The organism is Streptomyces sp. adm13(2018), assembly GCF_008042145.1.
In the GTDB taxonomy this organism is placed as follows: Bacteria; Actinomycetota; Actinomycetes; order Streptomycetales; family Streptomycetaceae; genus Streptomyces.
In genome coordinates, this window is record NZ_RDBH01000114.1 from 519,213 (window position 1) to 537,328 (window position 18,116).

At 72.6% G+C, this 18,116-nt stretch carries 15 protein-coding genes and 1 pseudogene; 8 read left to right on the forward strand and 8 right to left on the reverse strand.

Annotation, left to right across the window (positions count from 1 at the left end; genetic code table 11):
* Positions 1–578 precede the first annotated feature (578 nt).
* On the reverse strand, positions 579–2,255 hold the full coding sequence (locus EAO70_RS14755) for a protein kinase domain-containing protein (RefSeq protein WP_148003400.1): 1,677 nt from the start codon (positions 2,253–2,255) through the stop codon (positions 579–581).
* A gap of 275 nt (positions 2,256–2,530) precedes the next feature.
* On the opposite strand from EAO70_RS14755, the gene EAO70_RS14760 reads away from it, so the two are divergent.
* A complete protein-coding gene (locus EAO70_RS14760; RefSeq protein WP_148003401.1) occupies positions 2,531–4,144 on the forward strand; it encodes a protein kinase domain-containing protein in 1,614 nt (537 codons plus the stop codon).
* A 36-nt stretch (positions 4,145–4,180) separates the two neighbouring features.
* Here the strand turns inward: EAO70_RS14760 and EAO70_RS14765 are convergent, their stop codons facing one another.
* The 3 genes from EAO70_RS14765 to EAO70_RS14775 all read right to left on the reverse strand — a co-directional run bounded on the left by EAO70_RS14765 (position 4,181) and on the right by EAO70_RS14775 (position 6,528).
* Complete coding sequence (locus EAO70_RS14765) at positions 4,181–5,251, reverse strand: phosphotransferase (protein WP_410091276.1); 1,071 nt, start codon at positions 5,249–5,251, stop codon at positions 4,181–4,183.
* A gap of 15 nt (positions 5,252–5,266) precedes the next feature.
* The gene (locus EAO70_RS14770; RefSeq protein WP_148003402.1) at positions 5,267–5,719 is read right to left on the reverse strand and encodes a pyridoxamine 5'-phosphate oxidase family protein; all 453 of its coding nucleotides are present in this window, start codon (positions 5,717–5,719) and stop codon (positions 5,267–5,269) included.
* 149 nt (positions 5,720–5,868) lie between these two features.
* Complete coding sequence (locus tag EAO70_RS14775; protein WP_148003403.1) at positions 5,869–6,528, reverse strand: response regulator; 660 nt, start codon at positions 6,526–6,528, stop codon at positions 5,869–5,871.
* 351 nt (positions 6,529–6,879) lie between these two features.
* Here EAO70_RS14775 and pdhA point away from each other — a divergent pair, with 351 nt between their 5' ends.
* The 5 genes from pdhA (at position 6,880) to EAO70_RS14800 (ending at position 12,631) form a co-directional block, all read left to right on the forward strand.
* Positions 6,880–8,058: a pyruvate dehydrogenase (acetyl-transferring) E1 component subunit alpha gene (gene pdhA, locus EAO70_RS14780; protein WP_148003404.1), complete on the forward strand. Its 1,179-nt coding sequence runs from the start codon at positions 6,880–6,882 to the stop codon at positions 8,056–8,058.
* Positions 8,059–8,060: 2 nt separating this feature from the next.
* Positions 8,061–9,041 carry an alpha-ketoacid dehydrogenase subunit beta gene (locus tag EAO70_RS14785; protein WP_148003405.1) on the forward strand — a complete coding sequence of 327 codons (981 nt, stop codon included), beginning with the start codon at positions 8,061–8,063 and terminating at the stop codon, positions 9,039–9,041.
* A gap of 31 nt (positions 9,042–9,072) precedes the next feature.
* Positions 9,073–10,494: a dihydrolipoamide acetyltransferase family protein gene (locus tag EAO70_RS14790; protein ID WP_148003490.1), complete on the forward strand. Its 1,422-nt coding sequence runs from the start codon at positions 9,073–9,075 to the stop codon at positions 10,492–10,494.
* A 182-nt stretch (positions 10,495–10,676) separates the two neighbouring features.
* Complete coding sequence (locus tag EAO70_RS14795) at positions 10,677–11,318, forward strand: GntR family transcriptional regulator (RefSeq protein WP_148003406.1); 642 nt, start codon at positions 10,677–10,679, stop codon at positions 11,316–11,318.
* Positions 11,315–12,631 carry an MFS transporter gene (locus tag EAO70_RS14800; protein WP_148003407.1) on the forward strand — a complete coding sequence of 439 codons (1,317 nt, stop codon included), beginning with the start codon at positions 11,315–11,317 and terminating at the stop codon, positions 12,629–12,631. Before EAO70_RS14795 ends, EAO70_RS14800 begins: the two co-directional genes overlap by 4 nt.
* A 20-nt stretch (positions 12,632–12,651) precedes the next feature.
* On the opposite strand, the gene EAO70_RS14805 is transcribed toward EAO70_RS14800, so the two are convergent.
* Positions 12,652–13,479, reverse strand: coding sequence for a maleylpyruvate isomerase family mycothiol-dependent enzyme (locus EAO70_RS14805; protein ID WP_148003408.1), 828 nt, complete (start codon positions 13,477–13,479; stop codon positions 12,652–12,654).
* A gap of 155 nt (positions 13,480–13,634) precedes the next feature.
* On the opposite strand from EAO70_RS14805, the gene EAO70_RS14810 reads away from it, so the two are divergent.
* Complete coding sequence (locus tag EAO70_RS14810; RefSeq protein WP_148003409.1) at positions 13,635–14,441, forward strand: carbon-nitrogen family hydrolase; 807 nt, start codon at positions 13,635–13,637, stop codon at positions 14,439–14,441.
* A 35-nt stretch (positions 14,442–14,476) separates the two neighbouring features.
* Here EAO70_RS14810 and EAO70_RS39190 read toward each other — a convergent pair.
* A pseudogene (locus EAO70_RS39190) lies at positions 14,477–14,635 on the reverse strand (hypothetical protein); the annotation flags it as partial.
* On the opposite strand from EAO70_RS39190, the gene EAO70_RS14820 reads away from it, so the two are divergent.
* Positions 14,562–16,316: an NHL domain-containing thioredoxin family protein gene (locus EAO70_RS14820; RefSeq protein WP_261992867.1), complete on the forward strand. Its 1,755-nt coding sequence runs from the start codon at positions 14,562–14,564 to the stop codon at positions 16,314–16,316. The pseudogene EAO70_RS39190 and the gene EAO70_RS14820 sit on opposite strands and share 74 nt — an antisense overlap.
* On the opposite strand, the gene EAO70_RS14825 is transcribed toward EAO70_RS14820, so the two are convergent.
* Entirely contained in the window at positions 16,317–16,661 is a 345-nt protein-coding gene (locus EAO70_RS14825; protein WP_148003410.1) for a hypothetical protein, read from the reverse strand.
* 59 nt (positions 16,662–16,720) lie between these two features.
* Entirely contained in the window at positions 16,721–18,028 is a 1,308-nt protein-coding gene (locus EAO70_RS14830) for a M18 family aminopeptidase (RefSeq protein ID WP_148003411.1), read from the reverse strand.
* Positions 18,029–18,116: the final 88 nt, after the last annotated feature.

Consider the following 18,116-nt stretch of genomic DNA (forward strand, 5'->3'; position numbering starts at 1 on the left):
GTGGTGTGGGGGCCTGCGGCGTGGTCGGGGCCGCGAGCGCCGTGGAGCCGACGGGCTCTGCGGCTCCGTGCGCGAGCGGCCCCCCGGGCAGGGCACACGCGCCGGCGAACACGCAGGTGAGAGCGGATCCGAGGACCCGCGCCCGCGCCCTGCGGAGTGCTGGAGTCACCGGGTGACCCCCTCCCGTACCGAGCAGCCGAGACAATGAACTCAGCGTCACATGCCGGGGCGAGTCCGGCATCCGGGGCGGGGCGGTCGACGTAAAGGAGCGTCAGGAAGGGTGACGGCGAGGCCCGGGAGAGGGGGAGGGAGGGCGCCCCGCCTCCTGCGGCGGGTCGCCGTCTCCCGCGGCGGATCGCCCGTCACTGGAGCGGATCGCCCGTCACTACGGCGGGTCGCTCTTCCGCGGCAGGGCGCCGGCTCCCGCGGCAGGGCGCCGGCTCCCGCGGCAGGGCGCCGGCTCCCGCGGCAGGGCGCCGGCTCCCGCGGCAGGGCGCCGGCTCCCGCGGCAGGGCGCCGGCTCCCGCGGCGGGGCTGTCTCCCCCCACAGGCCGCCGCCTCCTGCCGCGGGTCGCCCGTTACTGCGGCGGGTTGCCCGTCGAGATCTTGAGGGTGAACTCGGCGTCCTTGTCCGCGATGTCCTCACCGGCCGGCGGGTACTGCTCCAGGACCGTGCCCTCGCCGTACGTCGACTCGTCCACCGGCGTCTGCGTCATGATCTTCCAGCCGCCGGCCTGGACGCAGGCCTTCACCGACTGGATGTTCTTGTAGGTGAAGTTGGGGACCTCGAACTTCTCCGGGTCCTCGCTCGACTCCGTCGGCTGGCTGCACTTCTTGGGGTCGATCGTCTTGGTGAGGTCCGGGCCCTTGTGGCCGGGGGCCGCCGACTGGCTCTGCTGGGAATCCGTGCCGCCCGTGCCGCCGGCCTCGGGGGTGTTCTCCCCGTCGCGGTTGAGGAAGGCGACGAGACCGCCGATCGCGAGCAGGGCGACGAGGGCCGCGCCCACGATCATCGGCATGTTCCGCCGCGAGCCGCCGCCGCCCGCCGTGCTCGGCGCGGGCGGGTGCGCGGAGGAGTACGGAGCCGGCGTGGGTGCCTGGTACGAGTTCTGCGGGGCGTGGTGGGTCTGGTACCCGGGGACGGGCGTCTGCGCCTGGTGCGGGTAGCCGTACGAGGAGGCGGGCGCCGGAGTCGCCGGACCGTACGGTCCCGGCGTCGGCGGCTGGTACGGGTGCTGCACCCCGTGCTGCATCCCCTGCGGCCCGGTGTGCGGGGCCGGCGGCGGGGTCTGGCCGACGGGCGGGAAGACCGCCGAGCCGACGCCCGCGCCGCTGCTGACGGGGTGGCCGGGGACGATCGACGGGGCGCCGGTCTGGCCGGCGGAGAGCACCCGGAGGCACTCGGCGCGCATGGCGTCCGCGCTCGGGAACCGCTCGTTCGGGTTCTTTCGCAGCGCGCGGGCGACGAGCGCGTCCATCGCCGGGGTCACCGCCCGGTTGACGGTCGACGGGGCGACCGGCTCCTCCTGGACGTGGGCGTAGGCGATGGCCAGCGGGGAGTCGGCGTCGAAGGGCAGCCGGCCCGTCAGCAGCTGGAAGAGCATGATGCCGACCGAGTAGAGGTCGGAGCGGGCGTCCACCGCGCGGCCGAGGGCCTGCTCGGGGGAGAGGTACTGSGGRGTGCCGAYGACCATGCCGGTCTGGGTCATCGACGTGACCCCGGACTGCATGGCGCGGGCGATGCCGAAGTCCATGACCTTGACCACGCCGCGCTTGGTCTGCATCACGTTGCCCGGCTTGATGTCGCGGTGGACCAGGCCCATCTCGTGGCTGACCTCGAGCGCGGCGAGCACGTCCGCGGTGACCTTCAGCGCCCGGTCGGCCGGCATCGCGCCGTACTGCTGGATGTCCGAGGCGAGGACCGAGCCGAGCGGCTGCCCCTCCACGTACTCCATGACGATGTACGGCATGACGGCGCCGTCGAGGGTGTCCTCGCCGGTGTCGAAGACCGAGACGATGTTGGTGTGGGAGAGCTTCGCGACGGCCTGGGCCTCGCGGCGGAACCGTTCGCGGAAGGACTGTTCGCGGCCCAGCTCGGTGTGCAGCGTCTTGATGGCGACCTGGCGGTCGAGCGCGCTGTCGTAGGCGAGGTAGACCGACGCCATCCCGCCCTCGCCGAGAAGGTCGCGCAGCTGGTACCGGCCGCCCGCGACCGAACCGCCCGCATAGCGGCCCTGTGCGCCGTCCTGGCTCATCTGTGCTTCCCCCTACGCGCGCGCCGCGGCGCTGATCCGGAATTTCCTGGCCAAGTCTGCCCGAGGGCAGTGACACGTCAAGCCGGGTGCCCGTTCCGTGACCCTCCGCACAGGAAGCTTCTCCGAACCGTTTCCGCGGGGGCGGAGGAATCCTGTCGAATTTGCACAGGTGTACGTGGAAGGGATTGGATGGCCGGTCCATCTCGGACCGTGGTGTCGTACGGAGCCTGTAGCGTGACGACTGGACACGGCACGACAGACGACGGCGAGGACTGATGGCACCCGAATCCGGAGCAGGCGGCGGCGTGCCGGACTCGTCGGCGGAGTCCTGGGGCGTCGGCGGGGTCGTCGGCGACGGCCGGTACCGCCTGACGCACCGTCTGGGACGCGGCGGCATGGCGGAGGTCTTCGCGGCCGAGGACGTGCGGCTCGGCCGCACCGTCGCGGTCAAGCTCCTCCGCGCCGACCTCGCCGAGGACCCGGTGTCCAAGGCCCGCTTCACCCGCGAGGCCCAGTCGGTCGCCGGGCTCAACCACCACGCCATCGTCGCGGTCTACGACTCCGGCGAGGACCTGGTGGCCGGCCGGCCCGTGCCGTACATCGTGATGGAGCTGGTCGAGGGCCGCACCATCCGCGACCTGCTGCTCAGCGCCGAGGCCCCCGGGCCCGAGCAGGCCCTCATCATCGTCTCCGGGGTCCTGGAGGCGCTGGCCTACTCGCACCAGCACGGCATCGTGCACCGCGACATCAAGCCGGCGAACGTGATCATCACCCACGGCGGCGCCGTGAAGGTCATGGACTTCGGCATCGCCCGCGCCCTGCACGGCGCGCAGTCGACGATGACCCAGACCGGCATGGTCATGGGCACTCCGCAGTACCTCTCCCCCGAGCAGGCGCTCGGCAAGGCCGTCGACCACCGCTCCGACCTGTACGCGACGGGCTGCCTCCTCTACGAACTCCTGGCGCTGCGTCCCCCGTTCACCGGTGAGACGCCGCTGTCCGTCGTGTACCAGCACGTCCAGGACGCGCCGGTGCCGCCGTCCGACGTCACGCAGTCCGTGCCGCCGGAGCTCGACGGTCTGGTGATGCGCTCGCTCGCCAAGGACCCGGACGACCGGTTCCAGAGCGCCGAGGAGATGCGCGGCCTCATCCAGTACGGCCTGCAGATGCTCCAGCAGCAGGGCGGCCACACCGGCACGTGGAACACCGGGCCGGTGGAGGCGCACGAGGGCGGGCACACCCCGGTCGGCGGCGTGGCCGCGACGACCGCGATGGGCCACCCCATGCACGGGGACACCTCGCAGGGCCCGATCCTTCCCCCGATGAACCCGGAGGACGGCGGGTACGGCGGCTATGACGGCGGCACGGGCGGCAACGGCGGCTACGGCTCGGACGGTTACGGCTCGCACGGCGGCGGGAACGGCCGCCGGGGCAAGGTCTGGCTGTTCGCCGCGCTCGCGCTGATCGCGGTCGTCGCCGGTGTCGTCTACGCGCTGGACAAGGCCGGCTCCCCCGGTGGCACCACGGGCGGCACGACGCCGACCGTGAGCAACTCGCCGTCGACGAAGTCCGAGGAGCCGTCGCCCTCGCCGTCGACGGAGTCCGAGCAGCCGTCGACCGACCCGGGCACCTCCGACGGGGGCGTCACGCAGGACCCGTGGCCCCCGCCGACCACGTACCGGCCGACGACCCAGCCGCCCACGACGGCTCCGCCGACGACCGCGCCGTCGACGACGACCGAGCCGCCCACCGAGCCCACGGACGAGCCGACGGAGCCCACGGACCCGCCGACGAACCCCACGGACCCGCCGGAGACCGGTACGCCCACCGACCCGACCGGCGGCAACAACTCGGACCCGCCGCCGACGGACGGCGCCGAGTCCGGCTGACCCGGACCCGGTCCGGGCCCCGGCCCGGACGCCGCCTCACCCCGCGAACGCGTCGCTCACCGCCGCGTACTCGCGGGTCCACCAGACCGCCAGGGCCGACATCGCGGGAAACTGCGGGTCGGCCCTTCGGTCGTGCAGCTGGTAGCGCCACCGCAGGGTCCAGAAGTCGTTGAGCCGCTCCCACCACACCCGGTGCACGGCCGCCGCCAGCTCGGCGCGGTCGGCGCCGCTCGCCCGCCGGTACGCGCGGGCGTACGCCCGCACCTTCTCCAGGGCCAGCTCGCCCCCGGGCCGTACGAAGAAGATGGCGGCGGCCCTGACCGCCTCCTCGGCCCTCGGGCGGACCCCGAGCCGGTCCCAGTCGACGATCGCGGCCGGCTCGGCGCCCCGGTAGAGCAGGTTTAGCGGATGGAAGTCGCCGTGCACCCAGCCGGACGCCTCGGCGGGCGGTGGGCGGTGGTGGGCGTGCTGGGCGAGGAGCCGGCGGCGCTCCCTGAGCCGGTGCAGGGCGAGCACGTCGAAGCTGTCGCGGGGGCGGTGCGCGCGGGCCAGGCGGATCAGTTCGTCGATGGCCCGGAAGGTGTCCTGGAGGTCGGCGCTGGCGCCGTCGGCGGGTGACCCGTCGGGTCCCGGGGGTTCCATGACCCGGTCCAGAGCGGTGTGGACGTGGCCGAGGAGGGTGCCGAGGCGCCGGGAGCAGCCGGTGGAGAGCTGCGCGCCGTCGCGGTGGCGGCCGTCGACCCAGGGGTGCAGGGCGTAGCAGTGGCCGTCGACGACGGCGACGGTGCGGCCCCGGCCGTCGGGCAGCGGCGGGGCGACGGGCAGGCCGAGGGCGTGCAGCCGCTGGGTGGCCCGGTGCTGGCGGGTGATGGTGGCGCGGTCGGCGGTGGGGGCGTCGAGGTGCTGCTTGAGGAAGTAGGTGCCGCGGGTGGTGGAGAGGCGGAAGCCGCGGTTGAGCAGGCCCTCGGCGACGGGGACGCAGGAGAGGGGTTCCCCGGCGTGCCGGTGGCGGCGGAGCAGGGCGCCGACCGGTGGGGCGGGCCGACGACCGGGCCGGGGGGCGGGCGGTTCGCCCGGAGGAGTGAGCGTTTCAGATGAGCGCGGCACCCGCCAGATGTTAGATCACGCTACGTGGTGGAGGTGTCGCCGGACGGAGTGGGCGGTGGCACGCGTCACCGGGGTCTCGCTCGCGTAGTCGAGCACGTGGACCGTCACGAACTGCGGTTCGATCCGCATGTAGACCGGGTCGAAGGGCTCGCCGTCCACCTGCTCGGGCTCGGTGCCGAACTCCCGCAGCTCCTCCTCGGCCGGCTCGACGATCTCGGCGGTGCCGGTGAACTGCACGGACCAGAGGTGTGCCGATCCGGAGCTGAAGTTGTCCGCGCCGTAGGCGACGACGGCGCCGTTGCAGGCGCGGTGGTAGCCGAGGCCCCGGTGCAGCCGGAGCAGGACGCGGCCGTCGGCCACGATGTGGCGGGCGGGGGCGACGAACGGCATCGCCCGCATGCTCGTCGCCACCCGGCCGTACGCGACGCGGCCGAGCAGCTCGATGGCGCGGATCTCGTCGGTGGACATGTTCTCCACTCTCCGCCACCGCCGGCTGCCGGAGAAGGGGCCCCCGCCCCGTTTTCACGGGGACGTAGGTCCCGATTCGGGGCCACCGACCGCGCCCGGACCCGGCCGGCCCGGGATCGCATGTGCCCGGAGCCGGCCCCGGGAGGACGTCAGTGGCGCTCCGCCTGGAGCCGCGCCACGTAGGCGGCGGCCTGCGAGCGCCGCTCCATGCCCAGCTTCGACAGCAGGCTGGAGACGTAGTTCTTGATGGTCTTCTCCGCGAGGTGGAGCCGCTCGCCGATGACCCGGTTGGTCAGACCCTCGCCGATCAGGTCGAGGATCTTGCGCTCCTGCTCGGTCAGACGGGCGAGCTTGTCGTCGCCCTTCGGGTTGTTGCCGTCCCGCAGCCGCTCCAGGACGCGGGCGGTCGCCACCGGGTCCAGCAGGGACTTGCCGGCGGCCACGTCCCGCACCGCGTTCAGCAGTTCGTTGCCGCGGATGGCCTTGAGGACGTACCCGGAGGCTCCGGCCATGATCGCGTCGAAGAGGGCCTCGTCGTCCGCGTACGAGGTCAGCATCAGGCACTTGATGTCCTCGTCCCGCGAACGGATCTCGCGGCAGACCTCGACCCCGCTGCCGTCCGGCAGCCGGACGTCGAGCACGGCGACGTCCGGGCGGGTCGCGGGGATCCTGACCAGCGCGTCCGCCGCCGTCCCGGCCTCGCCGACCACCTCGATGTCGTCCTCCACGGAGAGCAGCTCGTGGACGCCGCGCCGGACGACTTCGTGGTCATCCAGCAGAAATACCCGGATTTTTCCTTCTTCGCGCACGCTGCCAGTCTCACATATTGGCTCTTCCCGCGCCCGGGGTGCGCGGGATAACGTGCCGCATGTTCCGACGAAGGCGTCGGGTTCGTTGTCCATGCGCTGACCAGGCGCTGACCAGCGGCGAGTCCCTCTTTTCTCGATTTACTTGGAAATCCAAGCAAAATCGCAGGTCAAGGAGGGTTTCGCGGGAATGCTGCACTATGGGTAACGTGCCTATGACGGCGCTCGCCGGGGCACCTGTCACGCCCGACTCCGGCCGCGTCGCACCCACCCCGTGCGAAGGGTACGGATAAGGCGGAGCCGCACTGGCCTTACCGGCGAACCCGGAGGCCGGACCGACGGAGGAGCACGCACGTGACCGTGGAGAGCACTGCCGCGCGCAAGACGACGCGACGCAGCAGCGGCGCCAAGCGCACCACCAGCGCCGCAAGCGCGAAGAAGGCACCGGCGGCGCAGGGCGCAGAGCCCGAGCTCGTCCAGCTGCTGACGCCCGAGGGAGAGCGCGTCCAGCACCCCGATTACGACATCGACCTGAGCGCCGCGGAACTGCGCGGTCTCTACCGCGACATGGTCCTCAGCCGTCGCTTCGACGCCGAGGCCACCGCGCTCCAGCGGCAGGGCGAGCTGGGCCTGTGGGCCTCGCTGCTCGGCCAGGAGGCCGCCCAGATCGGCTCCGGCCGTGCCCTGCGGGACGACGACTACGTCTTCCCCACCTACCGTGAGCACGCCGTCGCCTGGTGCCGCGGGGTCGACCCCACGAACCTCCTCGGCATGTTCCGCGGTGTGAACAACGGCGGCTGGGATCCGACCACCAACAATTTCCACCTGTACACGATCGTTCTCGGCTCGCAGACCCTGCACGCCACCGGTTACGCCATGGGCGTCGCCAAGGACGGCGTGGATTCCGCGGTGATCGCGTACTTCGGTGACGGCGCCTCCAGCCAGGGCGACGTGAACGAGTCCTTCGTCTTCTCCGCGGTGTACAACGCCCCGGTCGTGTTCTTCTGCCAGAACAACCAGTGGGCCATTTCCGAGCCCATCGAGAAGCAGACCCGCGTTCCGCTCTACCAGCGCGCCCGCGGATTCGGTTTCCCCGGCGTCCGCGTCGACGGCAACGACGTCCTCGCCTGCCTGGCCGTGACCCGGTCGGCACTGGAGCGCGCCCGCCGCGGCGAGGGCCCGACGCTCATCGAGGCGTACACCTACCGCATGGCCGCGCACACCACCTCGGACGACCCGACCCGCTACCGCCGGGACGCGGAGCGCGAGGAGTGGGAGGCCAAGGACCCGATCCAGCGCCTCAGGACGTACATGGAGAACGAGGGCCACGCCGACGCGGCCTTCTTCGAGGAGCTGGAGACGGAGAGCGAGGCGCTCGGCAAGCACGTCCGCGAGGTCGTCCGCGCCATGCCCGTCCCGGAGCACATGGCGATCTTCGACAACGTGTACGCGGACGGGCACGCGCTCGTCGACGAGGAGCGCGCCGAGTTCGCCGCCTACCAGGCGTCCTTCGAGGGCGGAGAGGCCGAGTAATCATGGCTGTTCAGAAGCTTCCCCTCGCGAAGGCGCTCAACGAGTCGCTGCGCAAAGCCCTGGAGACCGACCCCAAGGTCCTGATCATGGGCCTGGACGTCGGCAAGCTCGGCGGCGTCTTCCGGATCACCGACGGGCTGCAGAAGGACTTCGGCGAGGACCGGGTCATCGACACCCCGCTCGCCGAGTCCGGCATCGTCGGCACCGCGATCGGTCTCGCCCTGCGCGGCTACCGCCCGGTCGTAGAGATCCAGTTCGACGGCTTCGTCTTCCCGGCGTACGACCAGATCGTGTCCCAGCTGGCGAAGATGCGGGCCCGTTCGCTCGGCACCGTGAAGATGCCGATCGTCATCCGCATCCCGTACGGCGGCGGCATCGGCGCCGTCGAGCACCACTCCGAGTCCCCCGAGACGCTCTTCGCGCACGTCGCGGGCCTCAAGGTGGTCACCCCGGCGAACTCCAACGACGCCTACTGGATGCTCCAGCAGGCGATCCAGAGCGACGACCCGGTCATCTTCTTCGAGCCCAAGCGCCGCTACTGGGACAAGAGCGACGTCGACACCGAGGCCATCCCCGGCGAGCTGCACAGGGCCCGGGTCGCCCGCGAGGGCACCGACCTCACCCTGGCGGCCTACGGCCCGATGGTGAAGACCTGCCTGGAGGTGGCCGAGGCCGCCGCCGCGGAGGGCAAGTCGATCGAGGTCGTCGACGTGCGGTCGATCTCGCCGCTCGACTTCGACACGATCCAGGCCTCGGTCGAGAAGACCCGCCGTCTGGTCGTCGTCCACGAGGCCCCGGTGTTCTTCGGCTCCGGCGCGGAGATCGCCGCCCGGATCACCGAGCGCTGCTTCTACCACCTGGAGGCCCCCGTCCTGCGGGTCGGCGGCTACCACGCGCCGTACCCGCCGGCGCGCCTGGAGGAGGAGTACCTGCCGGGTCTCGATCGCGTGCTCGACGCCGTCGACCGCTCGCTGGCGTACTGAGGAGAGCACCGTGACGATCCGCGAATTCAAGATGCCCGACGTGGGCGAGGGCCTCACCGAGGCCGAGATCCTCAAGTGGTACGTCCAGCCCGGTGACACGGTCGAGGACGGCCAGGTCGTGTGCGAGGTCGAGACGGCCAAGGCCGCCGTCGAGCTCCCGATCCCCTTCGACGGGACGGTCCACGAGCTGCTGTTCCCCGAGGGCACCACGGTCGACGTCGGCCAGGTCATCATCTCGGTGAACGTCGGCGGCGGCGCGGCCCCCGCGGCGCCGGCCGCCGAGGCCGCTCCGGTCGCCGCCGCGGCGCCCGCCCCGGCCGCCGCCGAGGAGGCCGCGCCCCAGGGCCGTACGCCCGTCCTCGTCGGCTACGGCGTGGCCGCCAGCTCCACCAAGCGCCGCGCCCGCAAGCCCGCGCAGGCCGAGGCCGCTCCCGCGCAGGCCGCTCCGGTGGCTCCCGCTCCGGTCACCACCCCGGCCCCGGTGCCCGTCTCCGTGCCGGAGCAGCTCAACGGCCACGGCCCGGCCGCCGGACGCCCGCTGGCCAAGCCGCCGGTCCGGAAGCTCGCGAAGGACCTCGGCGTCGATCTGGCGACGGTCACCCCGACCGGCCCGGACGGCATCATCACCCGGGAGGACGTCCACGCGGCGGCCGCCCCGGCGCCCGCCCCGGCCGTCGAGGCACCGGCACCCGTCGCCGAGACCGTGGCCGCCCCCGCGCCCGTCCAGGCCGCTTCCGCGGTCTCGGCCGACGCCCGGGAGACCCGTGTCCCCGTCAAGGGCGTACGGAAGGCCACGGCGGCCGCGATGGTCGGCTCGGCCTTCACCGCCCCGCACGTCACCGAGTTCGTGACCTTCGACATCACGCGCACGATGAAGCTGGTCGACGAGCTCAAGGCCGGTACGGACATGGCGGGGCTGCGGGTCAACCCGCTGCTCCTCATCGCCAAGGCGGTCCTGGTCGCGGTCAAGCGCAACCCGGAGATCAACGCGGCCTGGGACGAGGCGGCGCAGGAGATCGTCCTCAAGCACTATGTGAACCTGGGCATCGCCGCGGCCACCCCGCGCGGTCTGCTCGTGCCGAACATCAAGGACGCGCACGCGCAGACCCTGCCCGAGCTCTCGGCGTCGCTGAGCGAGCTGATCTCCACCGMCCGCGAGGGGAAGACGACCCCGGCGGCGATGCAGGGCGGCACCTTCACCATCACCAACGTCGGCGTCTTCGGCGTCGACACCGGGACGCCCATCCTGAACCCCGGCGAGTCCGCGATCCTCGCGGTCGGTGCGATCAAGCTCCAGCCGTGGGTCCACAAGGGCAAGGTGAAGCCGCGTCAGGTCACCACGCTGGCGCTCTCCTTCGACCACCGCCTGGTCGACGGCGAGCTGGGCTCCAAGTTCCTGGCGGACGTCGCCGTGATCCTGGAGCAGCCGAAGCGGCTGATCACCTGGGCGTGAGGTCCGGGTTGCGCCGTTTCACGTGAAACACCCGGCCCGGGGTGACGCCACCCGGGTCGGACCCGGACCGGACCCGGACCGGACCCGCCCCGGTCCGGAACGTCCGGTGGGACCCCAGAGGGCCCCGTCCACGATGTGGACGGGGCCCTCTGTTGCACCCCTGTTGTATCTATGCTGTGTGCATGGCACCCGCACCCCCCGCAGCCGACCGTGTCTACATGCACGTCAAACAGGCCGTACTCGACCGGCGCTACGAGGGAGGCACCCTCCTCACCGAGGGCGAACTCGCCCTCGCCGTAGGGGTGTCGCGGACTCCGGTCCGCGAGGCACTGCTCAAGCTGGAGATGGAAGGGCTGCTCAAGCTCTACCCGAAGAAGGGCGCCCTGGTCCTCGCCGTCTCCGCGCAGGAGATCGCCGACGTCGTCGAGACCCGGCTGCTCGTCGAGGAGTTCGCCGTCCGGCGGGCCGTGCCCGCCCCCGCCCCGCTGATCGCCCGCCTGGAGGAACTCCTGGAGGAGCAGAAGCTGCGGGCCGCGGCCGGGGACCTCGCGGAGGTGGCGGTCACCGACCGGTGCTTCCACGCCGAGATCGTCCAGCACGCCGGCAACCAGATCCTCTCCCGGCTCTACGACCAGCTCCGCGACCGCCAGCTGCGGATGGGCGTCGCCGTGATGCAGTCGCAGCCCGACCGCGTGGCCAAGAACATCACCGAGCACGCCGAGATCCTCGACCGCATCAGGGCCGGGGACACCGAGGGCGCCGCGCACTGCGTGCGCCAGCACCTCAGCTGGGTCAAGGTCCTGGTCCGGGGTGACCACCGGTGAGCGGCCGCAACGGCTACGGCGCGGCCGTCACCCTCCCCGGCGACCCGCCCGGCGGCCGCCGCGCCGCCCTCGTCTGGGGCGTCGGCGTCGCCGTCTACTTCGTCGCCGTCATCTTCCGCACGTCCCTCGGGGTCGCCGGCCTCGACGCCGCCGACCGCTTCGACGTCAACGCCTCGGCGCTCTCCACCTTCTCGATCCTCCAACTGCTCGTCTACGCGGGTATGCAGATACCCGTCGGCCTCATGGTCGACCGGCTCGGCACCAAGAAGGTCCTCGTCCTCGGCGTCGTCCTCTTCACCCTCGGCCAGCTGGGGTTCGCGCTCTCCCCCTCGTACGGCACGGCGCTCGCCTCCCGCGCCCTCCTCGGCTGCGGCGACGCCATGACGTTCATCAGCGTCCTGCGGCTCGGCAGCCGCTGGTTCCCGGCCCGCCGGGGTCCGCTCATCGGCCAGGTCGCCGCCCTCTTCGGAATGGCCGGCAACCTCGTCTCCACCGTCTTCATCGCCCGCGCCCTCAGCGGACTCGGCTGGACGGCCACCTTCGTCGGCAGCTCGTTCGCCGGCGTCCTCGTCCTGGTCCTGCTGCTGCTCTTCCTCAAGGACCACCCCGAGGGCCACGAGCCGCAGCCCGCCGAGCACGCCGGCGCCGCCTACGTCCGCCGTCAGATCGCCCAGTCCTGGCGGGAGCCCGGCACCCGGCTCGGGATGTGGGTGCACTTCACCACCCAGTTCCCCGCGATGGTGTTCCTGCTGCTCTGGGGGCTGCCGTTCCTGGTCGAGGCGCAGGGACTGTCCCGGTCGACCGCCGGGACCCTGCTCACCCTGGTCGTCCTGTCGAACATGGTCGTCGGCCTCGCGTACGGGCAGATCATCGCCCGTCACCACGCGGCCCGCGCCCCGCTCGCCCTCGGTACGGTCGCCGCGACCGCCCTCCTGTGGGCGACCACCCTCGCCTACCCCGGCGACCACGCGCCGATGTGGCTGCTCGTCACCCTCTGCCTGGTTCTCGGCGCCTGCGGACCGGCCTCGATGATCGGCTTCGACTTCGCCCGCCCGGCGAACCCGCCGGAGCGTCAGGGCACCGCCTCCGGCATCGTCAACATGGGCGGTTTCGTGGCCTCGATGACGACGCTGCTCGCGGTGGGCGTGCTGCTCGACGCGACCGGCGACGACTACCGGATCGCGTTCTCGTCGGTCTTCGTCCTGGAGGCCCTGGGCGTCGTGCAGATCCTGCGCCTCAAGGCCCGCACCCACCGCAGGGAGCGGGAACGGCTCGTCGCCAGCAGGGTGGAGGCCGTGCACGTGCCCGTCTAGGGACTACCGCGTCCGGCGAACTACCGGGGCGTCACCGCGAAGTTGTCGAGGATGGCCTGGGTCAGCGCCTCGTCGCCCTCGGTCTTGATCCGGTCGGCCACATCGGCCGCCCGGACCCGGCCGCAGGCCAGGCGCACGAACGTCTCCCAGTCCGTCGCGAGCGTCACCGCGGGCCCCAGCGAGGGCGCCCCGTCGATGGAGCCCCGGCCCTCCGCGTCGACCCGTACCGTCCGCAGGAACTCCACCGGGCCGCTGACGTCGATGACCACGGCCGAAGACGCGGGCGCGCCCGCGTCCTTGGCGATGACCTTCGGCAGGGCCTCCAGGAGCACGTCACGCGTCACGTGCGCGCCCGCCGAGTCCAGGTTGCCCGGCCGGCCGACCGCGGCCCGCAGGTCCTGCTCGTGCACCCACACGTCGAAGGCGCGCATCCGGTACGCCAGTTCCAGCGACTGCTCGGCGCCGAGCGGCGCGCGGATCAGGTGCTCGGGGGAGCGGTTCTCGTTGCGGAGCTGCCGGGCCCGGCGGATCAGGATGTACTCCAGCTCCGAGGTCATCTCCGGCGCGGTGTGGTGCCGCCGCACGTCGACCTGGACCTCCATGTAGCGCGCGAAGTCGCTGCGTACGTGGTAGAGATCGCGCGGCAGGGAGTGGATCGGGCGGGGGTCGCCGAGCATCTCGGTCTCCATGCCGATCACATGGGACACGATGTCCCGCACCGACCAGCCCGGGCAGGGTGTGGCCCGGTTCCACTCGCCCTCCACGAGCGGCTGCACCAGCTCGGCTATCGCCTCGATGGAGTGGGTCCAGGCGTCGGCGTAGTTCTGGAGGCTGGGATGGACGGTCACGGGACCCCTCGGCGGTTCTTCGGTGCGCGGGCTGAAAACACGACTGGGTGGGAGGCTTGGACGCTAAGTTACGCTGCCCGGAGGCACCCCGGCAGTGCTTTCGTGTGACGATCGTAGGCCGGTGTTGACGGCTCGAATGCCAGGACGGTGGTAGTGTGCGCGCCTCGCTGATCCAGATCGCGGTAGACCCGGACGAACCGGTCGACGCCCGACGGGCCCGCGTGGCCCGGCTCGTACGGGAGGAGTCCGGCCGCGCCGACCTGGTCGTCCTGCCCGAACTCTGGCCCATGGGGGCCTTCGCGTACGAGTCCTTCGCCGCCGAGTCGGAGCCGCTGAACGGCCCGACCCACCGCGCGATGGCCGAGGCCGCGCGCGACGCCGGGGTCTGGCTGCACGCCGGCTCCTTCGTCGAGGCGGAGGGCGGCGCGCTGTACAACACCTCGCTCGTCCTCTCCCCCGACGGCGAGCTCGCCGCCTCCTACCGCAAGATCCACCGCTTCGGCTTCGACAAGGGCGAGGCGGTGCTGATGGCCGCGGGGGAGGACCTGGTCACCGTCGACCTGCCGCACCTCACCGTCGGCGTCGGCACCTGCTACGACCTGCGCTTCCCCGAGCTGTTCCGCGGACTCGTCGACGCGGGCGCGCAGGCCTTCGTCGTCCCGGCCGGCTGGCCCGCCCGGCGCCGCGCCCACTGGAGCCTGCTCGCCCGGGCCCGCGCCGTCGAGAACCAGGCGTACGTCCTCGCGTGCGGTACGGCGGGTACGCACGCGGGCGTGGAGCAGGCCGGGCACTCGATCGTCGTCGACCCCTGGGGCGAGACCCTCGCCGAGGCCGGCCCGGACGAGGAGATCCTCCGGGCGGTCCTGGACCCGGCGAAGGTCACGGCGACCCGCGAGCAGTTCCCGGCCCTGAAGGACCGCGTCCTGGGAACGGCGACGCCGAAGCGGTGGATCTTGCGGTAGGAGGCGGCGAGCTCGCCGTCGGGGGAGAGGACGAGCGAGGTGTTGTACAGCGCGCCGCCCTCCGCCTCGACGAAGGAGCCGGCGTGCAGCCAGACCCCGGCGTCGCGCGCGGCCTCGGCCATCGCGCGGTGGGTCGGGCCGTTCAGCGGCTCCGACTCGGCGGACGACCGTGCCGTCGGGCAGCTGCGCGAGCCCCTGCGGCTCCCGGAAGACGCCCTCGCCGATCCGCCGTACGACGGTCTCGCCGTCGGCGGCCAGCTCGACGAGCTGCGGGATCTGGAGGAGAAGCACCGCGACACGCTCGTCATCGTCGGGGTGCACTCGCCGAAGTTCGTGCACGAGGCCGAGCATCAGGCCGTCGTCGACGCCGTCGAGCGGTACGAGGTGCACCACCCCGTGCTCGACGACCCGGAGCTCGCGACCTGGAAGCAGTACGCCGTGCGCGCGTGGCCGACGCTGGTCGTGATCGATCCCGAGGGGTACGTCGTCGCCCAGCACGCCGGCGAGGGGCACGCCAACGCCATCCGGGCCCTCGTCGAGGAGCTGGAGGCCGAGCACGAGGCCAAGGGGACGCTGCGGCGCGGGGACGGGCCGTACGTCGCGCCCGAGCCCGTCGCCACCGATCTCCGCTTCCCCGGCAAGGCCGTCCTGCTGCCCTCCGGGAACTTCCTGGTCTCCGACACCACCCGGCACCAGCTCGTCGAGCTGGCCGCCGACGGCGAGACCGTCGTACGGCGGATCGGCGAGGGCGTCTTCCGGGAGCCGCAGGGGCTCGCGCAGCTGCCCGACGGCACGGTCGTCGTCGCGGACACCGTCCATCACGCCCTGCGCCGCTACGACCCGGCGACCGGCACGATCGAGCGGATCGCCGGCACCGGGAAGCAGTGGTGGCAGGGCTCCCCCACCTCCGGGCCCGCCCTGGACGTCGACCTGTCCTCGCCGTGGGACGTCGCCTGGTGGCAGGGCAAGGTGTGGATCGCCATGGCCGGCGTCCACCAGCTGTGGACCTACGACCCGGCCACCGGGACCGTCGAGGTCGCCGCCGGCACCACCAACGAGGGCCTCGTCGACGGGCCCGCCGCCGAGGCCTGGTTCGCCCAGCCCTCCGGGCTGTCCGCCACCGAGGACCGGCTGTGGATCGCCGACTCCGAGACCAGCGCCCTGCGCTGGATCGACACCGGCGGCGTGGTCCACACCGCCGTCGGCACCGGGCTCTTCGACTTCGGCCACCGCGACGGCGACGCCGCCCAGGCGCTGCTCCAGCACCCGCTGGGCGTGACCGCCCTCCCGGACGGCTCGGTCGCGGTCTCCGACACGTACAACCACGCCCTGCGCCGCTACGACCCGGCGTCCGGCGAGGTGACGACGCTCGCCACCGACCTGCGCGAGCCCAGCGACGCGGTCCTCGTCGACGGCGACATCGTGGTCGTCGAGTCCGCCCGGCACCGGCTGACCCGGCTGCGGCTGCCCGAGGAGGCCGTCCAGGTCGAGGCCGTCGCCCACCGCACCCGGCGCGAGGCCACCGAGGTCGCTCCGGGCCGTCTCCGGCTGGACGTGGTCTTCCAGGCGCCGAAGGGCCAGAAGCTGGACGAGCGCTACGGCCCCTCGACCCGTCTGCTGGTCTCCTCGACCCCGCCGGAGCTGCTCCTCGCGGGCGGGGGCACGGGTACGGACCTGTTCCGGGAGCTCGATCTGAACCCCGAGCTGACCGAGGGCGTCCTGCACGTGTCGGCGATGGCCGCGTCCTGCGACGACGATCCCGAGAACGAGTACCCGGCCTGCCACGTCCACCAGCAGGACTGGGGCGTTCCGGTGAAGGTCACGGAGGCGGGTGTGGCCCGGCTGCCGCTGATCCTGGCGGGCATGGACGCGTAGTCAGCGGACGAGACCCTGGTTCCTGGACGGGCGCCCCGCGGCGCCGTCCAGGCAGCCGTCCACCCAGGCGGCGGGGTCGTGGACGGCCCGGTCGCCGCCCATGCCCTGCCGCTCCATGAGCGCGCACTCCCCGGCGAGCAGCGCCTTGGTCCGCGAGCCGTCCACGTCGTAGCCGCGGATGCGGGAGGCGAGGATGAAGCCGCCCTCGTAGGCGATGTCGGTGCCCCACGGGGGCCGGTCGTTGTACGTGCCGATCAATACCCCCGCCACCGCCGTGGCGACCAGGGCGGCGCCCCCGACACCCGCGATGAACCTGCCCCGGGAGGGCCCCTCATGACGATGCATGAGGCGACCCTGCCAAGCGGCGCCTTTCGCGGATGTTTCGCGGTCGGGGCCGCCGGGGCTCAGCCCTCCAGGAAGGCGACCAGGGCGTTGGCCAGGAGGTACGGGTCCTCGGCGCCGCACATTTCGCGGGCGCTGTGCATGGAGAGGATCGCGACGCCGATGTCGACGGTCTGGATGCCGTGGCGGGCGGCGGTGATCGGGCCGATCGTGGTGCCGCAGGGCATGTCGTTGTTGGAGACGAACGACTGCCACGGCACGCCCGCCTTCTCGCAGGCGGCGGCGAAGATCGCGCGGCCGCTGCCGTCGGTGGCGTACCGCTGGTTGACGTTCACCTTGAGGATCGGGCCGCCGTTGACGCGCGGGTGGTGCGTCGGGTCGTGGCGCTCGGCGTAGTTCGGGTGGACGGCGTGGCCGGTGTCGGAGGAGAGGCAGACGGTGCCGGCGAAGGCCCGGGCGCGGTCCTCGTACGCGCCGCCGCGGGCGTACACCGAGCGCTCCAGGACGTTGCCGAGGAGGGGGCCCTGGGCGCCGGTGTCGGCCTCGGAGCCGTTCTCCTCGTGGTCGAAGGCGGCGAGGACCGGGATGTACGGGAGGTCGTCGCGGCCCGCGAGGGCGGCGAGGGCGGCGACGGCGGCGTGCACCGACAGCAGGTTGTCCATGCGCGGTCCGGCGAGGAGTTCGCGGTCGCGGCCGAGGTAGGCGGGGGCGTCGACGGCGTGGACCATGAGGTCCCAGCCGGTCACGTCCTCGGCGTCGAGGCCGGCCTCGGCGGCGAGGAAGGCGATCAGGTCGCCCTCGTGGACGTCGCCGGTGCCCCAGATCGGCTGCATGTGGCGCTGGCGGTCCAGCTTGAGGCCGTCGTTGACGCCGCGGTCGAGGTGGACGGCGAGCTGCGGGACGCGCAGCAGGGGACGGTCCACGTTGACGAGGTGGTGGCTGCCGTCGCGGAGGGTGAGGCGTCCGGCGAGGCCGAGGTCGCGGTCGAGCCAGGTGTTGAGCAGGGTGCCGCCGTAGACCTCGACGGCGACCTGGCGCCAGCCGTGCGCCCCCATGTCGGGCTGCGGCTTGACGCGCAGGTTGGGGGAGTCGGTGTGGGCGCCGACGATCCGGTACGGGGTGTGGGCGGAGGCGCCCTCCGGCACGTACCAGGCGATGATCGCGCCGCCGCGGACCACGAACTTGCCGCCGCTCGTCGCGTCCCAGGCCGCGGTCTCCTCGACGCGCCGGAACCCGGCCTTCTCCAGCCGCTCGGCGGCGCTCGCGACCGCGTGGTACGGCGAGGGCGAGGCCGTCAGGAAGGCCATCAGGTCGTCGGTGTGTCCGCGGTCGAAGGGGCCTGCGGTCGGCCGGGAAGCTGCGCTGCTCATGGGTTCCACCTTACGCAGAGCACGGAATACGAATACGGGACCCCGCAATGCGTTCGCGTGGACGGTGGCGGGGTGTCCGGGGGAGGAG

Coding starts and splice junctions, on each gene's coding strand:
- EAO70_RS14760 (WP_148003401.1), top strand. CDS start 2,531: ATGGCACCCGAATCCGGAGCAGGCGGCGGCGTGCCGGACTCGTCGGCG.
- EAO70_RS14770 (WP_148003402.1), bottom strand. CDS start 5,719: ATGTCCACCGACGAGATCCGCGCCATCGAGCTGCTCGGCCGCGTCGCG.
- EAO70_RS14785 (WP_148003405.1), top strand. CDS start 8,061: ATGGCTGTTCAGAAGCTTCCCCTCGCGAAGGCGCTCAACGAGTCGCTG.
- EAO70_RS14795 (WP_148003406.1), top strand. CDS start 10,677: ATGGCACCCGCACCCCCCGCAGCCGACCGTGTCTACATGCACGTCAAA.
- EAO70_RS14825 (WP_148003410.1), bottom strand. CDS start 16,661: ATGCATCGTCATGAGGGGCCCTCCCGGGGCAGGTTCATCGCGGGTGTC.
- EAO70_RS14830 (WP_148003411.1), bottom strand. CDS start 18,028: ATGAGCAGCGCAGCTTCCCGGCCGACCGCAGGCCCCTTCGACCGCGGA.